Source organism: Streptomyces sp. NPDC057249 (assembly GCF_042669245.1).
Lineage (GTDB): Bacteria > Actinomycetota > Actinomycetes > Streptomycetales > Streptomycetaceae > Streptomyces.
Genome location: NZ_JBHUXS010000005.1, coordinates 427635 through 434476, shown reverse-complemented (window position 1 = coordinate 434476; position 6842 = coordinate 427635). Strand labels below are relative to the sequence as shown.

Here is a 6842-nt window from a genome sequence, read left to right as displayed (position 1 = left end):
GCTCTCGGCGCGCGCCCGCATCACCCTCGTACTGGACGTACTTGGGTGATTCGGGCGTGCGGCGAGAGTGCGTGCCAGGCGTCGCGGGCCCGCGAAGATCCGCCGGACAGGCCCTAGACGGTTCCCAGCGATGCGAAGCGCCAGCGGTGGACCGGCCGGGTGACCAGCTCCGGATCGGGGTCGGGCAGCTCCGGCAGCTCGTCGGCGTATTCGCCCCGCCACCAGGTGATGACGAGGACCCGGTCCTGCGGGGCGCGCAGCAGCTCGCTGCGGAGCGGGGGGCGGGGCAGCCCGGCGGCGCGGGCACGGGCCCACTCCGCCAGTTCGCCGCCCCGGCCCTCGGCGGCGCGGGCCTCCCACATCAGGGCGGTGACCGGGGCGCTCATGAGTAGAGGTTGTCCTTGCTGATCTCGTGCACGTGGTCGTGGTCGTGCGTGTGGGCGCCCGGGACGTGGGTCTCGGTGACGGGCAGCGAGGAGTCGGCGGACAGCTCCAGGTCGGAGGCGGGCCGGTTGCGGGCGACCATCTCGGCGCCGAGCGCGGCGACCATCGCCCCGTTGTCGGTGCACAGCTTGGGGCGGGGCACGCGCAGCCGGATGCCGGCCCGCTCGCACCGTTCCTCGGCGAGCGCGCGCAGCCGCGAGTTGGCCGCGACGCCGCCGCCGATCATCAGGTGGTCGACGCCCTCGTCCTTGCAGGCGCGGACGGCCTTGCGGGTGAGCACGTCCACCACGGCCTCCTGGAAGGACGCGGCCACGTCCCGGACCGGCACTTCCTCGCCGGCCGCCCGCTTGGCCTCGATCCAGCGGGCGACGGAGGTCTTCAGGCCGGAGAACGAGAAGTCGTACGCGGGGTCGCGCGAGCCGGTCAGGCCGCGCGGGAAGGCGATGGCCGCCGGGTCGCCCTCCTTGGCGAGCCGGTCGATGACCGGGCCGCCGGGGAAGCCGAGGTCCAGGACCCGGGCGATCTTGTCGAACGCCTCGCCGGCCGCGTCGTCGATGGTCGCGCCGAGCGGCCGTACGTCGTTGGTGATGTCCGGCGCGAGCAGCAGCGAGGAGTGCCCGCCGCTGACCAGGAGCGCCATGGTGGGCTCGGGCAGCGGGCCGTGCTCCAGCTGGTCGACGCAGATGTGGGACGCCAGGTGGTTGACCCCGTACAGCGGCTTGTTCAGCGCGTACGCGTACGCCTTGGCGGCGGAGACGCCGACGAGCAGGGCGCCCGCGAGGCCGGGCCCTGCGGTGACGGCGATGCCGTCCAGGTCCCGGCCGCTGACCCCGGCCTCCTTCAGGGCGCGCTCGATGGTGGGGACCATCGCCTCCAGGTGGGCGCGGGAGGCGATCTCGGGGACGACGCCGCCGAAGCGGGCGTGCGTGTCGACGCTGGACGCGACGGCGTCCGCGAGGAGCGTGGCCCCCCGGACGATGCCGACCCCGGTTTCGTCGCAGGAGGTCTCGATGCCGAGTACGAGGGGTTCGTCAGCCATCAGTGGGTCCCGTTTTCTTCTGCTTCTTCGTGTACGTGGTGGCGCATGACGAGCGCGTCGATGTTGCCCGGCTGGTAGTAGCCGCGGCGGAAGCCGATGGGTTCGAAGCCGAAGCGCTCGTAGAGCTTCTGGGCGCGCGTGTTGTCGACGCGGACCTCCAGGAGCACCTCGGCGCACTCGAAGGCCGTGGCGTGCCGGAGCAGGTCGGTCAGCAGCTCGGAGCCGAGCCCGCCGCCCCAGTGGTCGCGGGCGACGGCGATCGTCTGCACGTCGGCGAGGTCGCCGGCTGCGGCGAGGCCCGCGTATCCGACGATCCGGCCGGTGCCGGGCTCCTCGGCGACGACGTAGCGGCGGGTGGCCGCCGGGCCGCGCGCGTACGCCAGCTCGGACCAGAACATGCCCGCCGACCAGGCGTCCTCCGGGAACAGCTCGTGTTCGAGGGCGAGCACGGGGTCGATGTCCCACCAGCGCATCTCGCGCAGCACCGCGGTCGTGACGGTCACTTCGGGGTGACCACCTTGTAGTTCTTCGGGACCTGCGCGTCGGGCCTGCGCAGGTAGAGCGGTTGCGGCGGCAGCAGCTCCTCGCCCGCCGCGAGGCGTTCGGCGGCGAGGCCCGCGAGGGCGCCGGCCGCCAGGTGTTCGGGGCCGCGCGCGTCCGGGAACGCCTCGGGGTAGAGCACCGCGCCCGCACCGACGACCGGCAGGCCCGCGAGCCGGTCCGCGATGTCGGCGGGCCGGTCCACGGAGGGTCCGGCGGTCCGGGTGCGGGCGTCCTCGTACCGCGCCCAGTAGACCTCCTTGCGGCGGGCGTCCGTGGCGACGGCGAACGGACCGTCGAGTCCGGAGCGCCCGGCGGCGTACGCCAGGCCGTCCAGGGTGCACAGGCCGTGCACGGGCACGGAGAGCACCGAGCCGAAGGTGGCGGCCGTCACCAGGCCGACGCGCAGTCCGGTGTACGGGCCGGGGCCGACGCCCACGACGACGTCCGTCACGGCGTCGAGTTCCACCCCGGCGTCCGCGAGGACCCGGTCGACGGCGGGCAGCAGCAGCTCCCCGTGCCTGCGGGCGTCGACCTGCGCGGACTCGGCGACGACGCGGGTCCCGTCGTGCAGGGCGACGGTGACGGCGGGGGTGGCGGTATCCATTGCGAGCAAGAGCACGCAAACAGCCTACGGCTCCGGCGCGGCCCGCCCCGCGCCCCGTACGGCATCCCGGCCCGGGCGGTCCCGGCTGCTACCGTCACCGGGTATACGCGGAGTACGTGTAAACGCTTGTACGACTTACAGCTCGCGTACGACGTACGGTTCGCGCCTTACGGCACACGACAGCGAAAGAGGCACGCACGGTGGCAAGGGGCAGCTCGGGAATCGTGGCCGCGCTCACCGCGGCGGCCGTCGCGGCGGTCGGCTTCCTGGCCTACCAGGCTTCCGCGAACGTGCCGGACGACCTGGCCGCGAAGCCGAAGGCGTCGAGCAGCGCCTCGGCGTCCGCCCCGGCCGGCGGGCAGGGCAAGGCCAAGCCGAAGAAGGACCCGCTCGCCGTCCCCGCCGGCTCCGGCACCGGGGCGCGGGTCGTCTACGCGCTCCACGACCGCCGGGTGTGGCTGGTGGACGCGAAGGGGAAGGCGTCGCGGACGTTCAAGGTGATGCCGAGCGCGGTGCACGCGGTGCCGGGCACGTATCACGTGACGTCGCGCTCGGGCAGCGTGCAGGGGTCCGACGGCGTGCCGATCGAGCACGTGGTGCGGTTCGCGACGGTGGACGACGTGACGATCGGCTTCAGCGCGGCGCGGGACGGGTCGATGGAGGAGCCGGACCCCACGGTGAAGGCGGGGGGCGTGCGGATGTCTCGGGCCGACGGGGACGCGGTGTGGCGGTTCGCCACGGTGGGGGCGACGGTGGTGGTCGTCCCCTAGCCGGGGGCGTCCTCAATCGCCGGACGGGCTTGTTCTCTGCCGGCCGTCGTCGGCCCGCGTCAAGGATGTCCTCAATCGCCGGACGGGCTTGCTTGTGCCGCCCGCCCGGATTTTGCCGTGCGGGCGGATTTGGCCGCGTGCGCGGGATGTGCCGCGTGAGCGGCGTTGGCCGCGTGCTCCGGGTTTGCCGTGCGGGCACGGTTGCGCGGTGACGGGGGTGTCGATACCGCGGTGGCCGCCGCGTTCGCGGCCAGCAGGGTGCTCATCGGTACCGCCGCTCGCGGCGGGTCCGGTTCGCGGTCGGATGTCGGCATGGCGCCTCCTGGGGCTCCGGCTCCGGTGGAAGGCGTGGTTAGGTAGACCTAACTCCGCTCTCGTCCTCCATGTCACCACGCCCGCCCCGTCCCGCGCAACATTTTGCCGACACCGCGTCGGAAACCGCGGCCGGTCAGGCCCAGGGCGCCCAGGACTCGTTCCGCAGCCCCGCCCAGCGCGCCCCCACGCCCACCAGGGTCACCGTGCGCCGCTCGTCGTCGGTGTCCCCCACCGCACGGTCGATGAACACCTGGAGCCGGTCGTCCGAGAGCTCCTCGACCTTGCCGTCGCCCCACTCCACGACCACCACGGACTCCGGCAGCGACACGTCGAGGTCCAGGTCCTCCATCTCGTCGAGACCGCCGCCCAGCCGGTACGCGTCGACGTGGACCAGCGCGGGCCCGCCGGACAGCGGCGGATGGACACGGGCGATCACGAACGTGGGGGACGTCACCGCGCCCCGCACCCCCAGGCCCTCGCCGAGCCCCCGGGTCAGGGTCGTCTTGCCGGCCCCCAGCTCGCCGGTGAGCATCACGAGGTCGCCGGGGCGCAGCGTGGCGGCGAGCCGGCGGCCCAGGGCCTGCATCTGTTCGGGGGAGTCGACAGCGAGGCGCACGCTGACGGCGCCGGGGACGTGTCCGTACGCGGCGGCCTCAGTGGCCGCCGGGCTGTTCTGCGGTTCCATGCCCGCCAACGTTAGAGGACTCCGGTACGGCTCCGGCCCGCACCAGCAGGTCCGCGAGCCGGTCGGTCACCGTCTCGGGGTGCTCCAGCATCACCAGGTGCCCGGCGTCCGGGACGATGACGAGTTCCGCGTCGGGCAGCAGGTCCGCGATGGCCTCGCTGTGCGAGCTGGGCGTCACGAGGTCCTTGTCACCGGCCAGGATGAGGACCGGGAGGTCGCGGAAGAGGGGCAGGGCCGCGCTCTTGTCGTGCTCCGCGAAGGCGGGGTAGAACTCGGCGACCACGTCGATCGGGGTGGACTCGATGAGGCGTTCCGCAAACCGCGCGACGGCCGGGTCCACGTCCCGGGAGCCGAAGGAGTACCGCTTGACCAGTCCGGCGAACAGGTCGGCGGTCGCCCGGCGCCCCCGCTCCACCAGCTCCGCCTGCGAGCCGAGCGCCCGCAGCACCCCCGGGAGCACGCGGCGCACGGCGTTGACGCCCATCACCGGCAGCCCGAAGCTCACCTCGTTGAGCCGGCCGCTCGACGTACCGACGAAGGCGACGGCGGCGACCCGGTCGCGGAGCAGCTCCGGGTACTGCTCGGCGAGGGCCATGATCGTCATGCCGCCCATGGAGTGGCCGACGAGGACGAGCGGGCCCTCGGGCGCCGCGGCGTCGACGACGGCCTTGAGGTCGCGGCCGAGCTGGTCGATGCCGACGGGCACCCCGCCCTCCGCGCGGGCCTGGGCGCGTCCGCGCTCGGAGCGGCCGTGGCTGCGCTGGTCCCAGTGGACGGTGCGCACGATGCCGCGCAGGGCGGCGCGCTGGAAGTGCCAGGAGTCCTGGCCGAGGCAGTAGCCGTGGCTGAAGACGACGGTGACGGGGGCGGGCTCCTTGCGTCCGAAGAGCCGCCGCCGGCGGGAGCCCGAGGAGCCGGGGTCCTCCGGGGCGTCGACCTCGTCCACCTCGTAGTACAGCTCGGTGCCGTCGTCGGCGGTGGCCCGGCCGGGCGTCCCGCGCAGCGCGCCGTACGGGCCGGTGGCGTCCAGGGCGAGGCGGGCGCGCTTGCGCATGCCCCGGCCGACGGTCAGCCGCTCCACGGCGACCCCGGCCGCGGCCCCGGCGGCGAGCACGCCTATGGCGGCGCCGGCGATGCCCGCCCGGCGCCAGCCGGTCCCCGAGGCGGCCGCCGTCGCCACCACGTCACCCGTGCTGATGTCGCTCACCCGTGCCCGCTCCTCGTGGGTCGTGTCCGTGGGTCGTGTCCGTCGGTCGTGTCCGTGGGTCGTGTCAGTCGGTCGTGGCGCCCAGGTGGACGCGCTCCACCCGGGCGCCGATCCGGGTGACGATCTCGTACCCGATGGTGCCGGCGGCCTCCGCCCAGTCCTCGGCGCTCGGCTCGCCCCGGTCGCCGGGCCCGAACAGCACCGCCTCGCTGCCCGCCGCCACCTCGTCGCCGTCCAGGTCCACGACGAACTGGTCCATGGCGACCCGGCCCGCGACCGTCCGCCGCACCCCGCCGACCAGGACCGGGCCCCGGCCGGACGCGTGGCGCGGGATGCCGTCGGCGTAACCGAGGGGCACCAGGGCGAGGGTGGTCTCGCGGGGTGTCGTGTAGTGGTGGCCGTAGCTGATGCCGTGGCCGGCCGGGACCCGCTTGACCAGGGCGACGGACGCGGCGAGCGTCATCACCGGGCGCAGCCCGAAGTCGGCGGGGGTGCCCAGCTCGGGGCTGGGCGAGATGCCGTACATGGCGATGCCGGTCCGCACCAGGTCGAAGTGGGACTCGGGGACGGTCAGGGTCGCCGGCGAGTTGGCGATGTGCCGCACCTCGGGCTCGACGCCGGCCTTCTCGGCGTACGCCACCATGTCGCGGAAGGTGTCCAGCTGGGCGGCGATCGAGGGGTGGCCCGGCTCGTCGGCGCAGGCGAAGTGGGACCAGAGGCCGGTGACCCGGACGGTGCCCGCGCGCTCGGCGGTGCGGGCGGCGGCGACCAGTCCGGGCCAGTCGGCGGGCTGGCAGCCGGCCCGGCCGAGCCCGGTGTCGGCCTTGAGGTGGATACGGGCGGGCCGGCCGGCCGCCGCGGCGGCCTCGGTGACCTCGTCCAGCGCCCACATCCCGCTGACCGACACGTCGACGTCGGCCTCGATCGCCTCGCGCCAGGGCCCGCCCGGCGTCCAGAGCCAGCACAGCATCCGCCCGTCGAGCCCGGCGGCGCGCAGGGCCAGGGCCTCCTGCGGGGTCGCGGTGCCCAGCCAGGCGGCGCCCGCCTCCCGCGCGGCGCGCGCGCAGGGGACCGCGCCGTGCCCGTAGGCGTCGGCCTTGACCACGGCCATGAGGTGCGCCCCGGCCGCCCGGGCACGCAGGACGCGCACGTTGGCGCGGAGTGCGGCGAGGTCGATCTCGGCACGGGCTCGCAAGGACGCTGTCTCGTTCATATCGCGCCCAGTTTCTCATTGC

Annotated in this window: 9 protein-coding genes; 1 reads left to right on the top strand and 8 read right to left on the bottom strand. The window is 74.5% G+C overall.

Annotated features, from left to right (window positions below; genetic code table 11):
• Positions 1–113: 113 nt before the first annotated feature.
• The 4 genes from ACFUJY_RS12805 to tsaB are packed head-to-tail and all read right to left on the bottom strand — an operon-like array spanning position 114 to position 2630.
• Positions 114–386 (bottom strand): hypothetical protein, encoded by a 273-nt coding sequence (locus ACFUJY_RS12805; protein WP_383298061.1) that lies wholly within the window; start codon positions 384–386, stop codon positions 114–116.
• Entirely contained in the window at positions 383–1483 is a 1101-nt protein-coding gene (tsaD, locus tag ACFUJY_RS12800; RefSeq protein ID WP_383298059.1) for a tRNA (adenosine(37)-N6)-threonylcarbamoyltransferase complex transferase subunit TsaD, read from the bottom strand. Before tsaD ends, ACFUJY_RS12805 begins: the two co-directional genes overlap by 4 nt.
• Positions 1483–1986, bottom strand: a complete 504-nt coding sequence (rimI, locus tag ACFUJY_RS12795; protein WP_383298057.1) for a ribosomal protein S18-alanine N-acetyltransferase — start codon at positions 1984–1986, stop codon at positions 1483–1485. The genes tsaD and rimI overlap by 1 nt, the downstream gene beginning before the upstream one ends.
• The gene (tsaB, locus tag ACFUJY_RS12790) at positions 1983–2630 is read right to left on the bottom strand and encodes a tRNA (adenosine(37)-N6)-threonylcarbamoyltransferase complex dimerization subunit type 1 TsaB (RefSeq protein WP_383298088.1); all 648 of its coding nucleotides are present in this window, start codon (positions 2628–2630) and stop codon (positions 1983–1985) included. The genes rimI and tsaB overlap by 4 nt, the downstream gene beginning before the upstream one ends.
• A gap of 224 nt (positions 2631–2854) precedes the next feature.
• Between tsaB and ACFUJY_RS12785 the strand changes: the two genes are divergently transcribed.
• A complete protein-coding gene (locus ACFUJY_RS12785) occupies positions 2855–3400 on the top strand; it encodes a hypothetical protein (protein ID WP_383298056.1) in 546 nt (181 codons plus the stop codon).
• 71 nt (positions 3401–3471) lie between these two features.
• Here ACFUJY_RS12785 and ACFUJY_RS12780 read toward each other — a convergent pair whose 3' ends face one another.
• The 4 genes from ACFUJY_RS12780 to alr form a co-directional block, all read right to left on the bottom strand.
• A complete protein-coding gene (locus tag ACFUJY_RS12780) occupies positions 3472–3714 on the bottom strand; it encodes a hypothetical protein (RefSeq protein ID WP_383298054.1) in 243 nt (80 codons plus the stop codon).
• Between the two features lie 134 nt (positions 3715–3848).
• Positions 3849–4400 (bottom strand): tRNA (adenosine(37)-N6)-threonylcarbamoyltransferase complex ATPase subunit type 1 TsaE, encoded by a 552-nt coding sequence (gene tsaE, locus ACFUJY_RS12775; RefSeq protein ID WP_383298052.1) that lies wholly within the window; start codon positions 4398–4400, stop codon positions 3849–3851.
• Positions 4369–5607 (bottom strand): alpha/beta fold hydrolase, encoded by a 1239-nt coding sequence (locus ACFUJY_RS12770; protein ID WP_383298051.1) that lies wholly within the window; start codon positions 5605–5607, stop codon positions 4369–4371. Before ACFUJY_RS12770 ends, tsaE begins: the two co-directional genes overlap by 32 nt.
• A 64-nt stretch (positions 5608–5671) precedes the next feature.
• Entirely contained in the window at positions 5672–6820 is a 1149-nt protein-coding gene (gene alr / locus ACFUJY_RS12765; RefSeq protein WP_383298050.1) for an alanine racemase, read from the bottom strand.
• Positions 6821–6842: the final 22 nt, after the last annotated feature.

Coding starts and splice junctions, on each gene's coding strand:
- tsaB (WP_383298088.1), bottom strand. CDS start 2,630: ATGGATACCGCCACCCCCGCCGTCACCGTCGCCCTGCACGACGGGACC.
- tsaD (WP_383298059.1), bottom strand. CDS start 1,483: ATGGCTGACGAACCCCTCGTACTCGGCATCGAGACCTCCTGCGACGAA.
- tsaE (WP_383298052.1), bottom strand. CDS start 4,400: ATGGAACCGCAGAACAGCCCGGCGGCCACTGAGGCCGCCGCGTACGGA.
- ACFUJY_RS12780 (WP_383298054.1), bottom strand. CDS start 3,714: ATGCCGACATCCGACCGCGAACCGGACCCGCCGCGAGCGGCGGTACCG.
- ACFUJY_RS12805 (WP_383298061.1), bottom strand. CDS start 386: ATGAGCGCCCCGGTCACCGCCCTGATGTGGGAGGCCCGCGCCGCCGAG.
- alr (WP_383298050.1), bottom strand. CDS start 6,820: ATGAACGAGACAGCGTCCTTGCGAGCCCGTGCCGAGATCGACCTCGCC.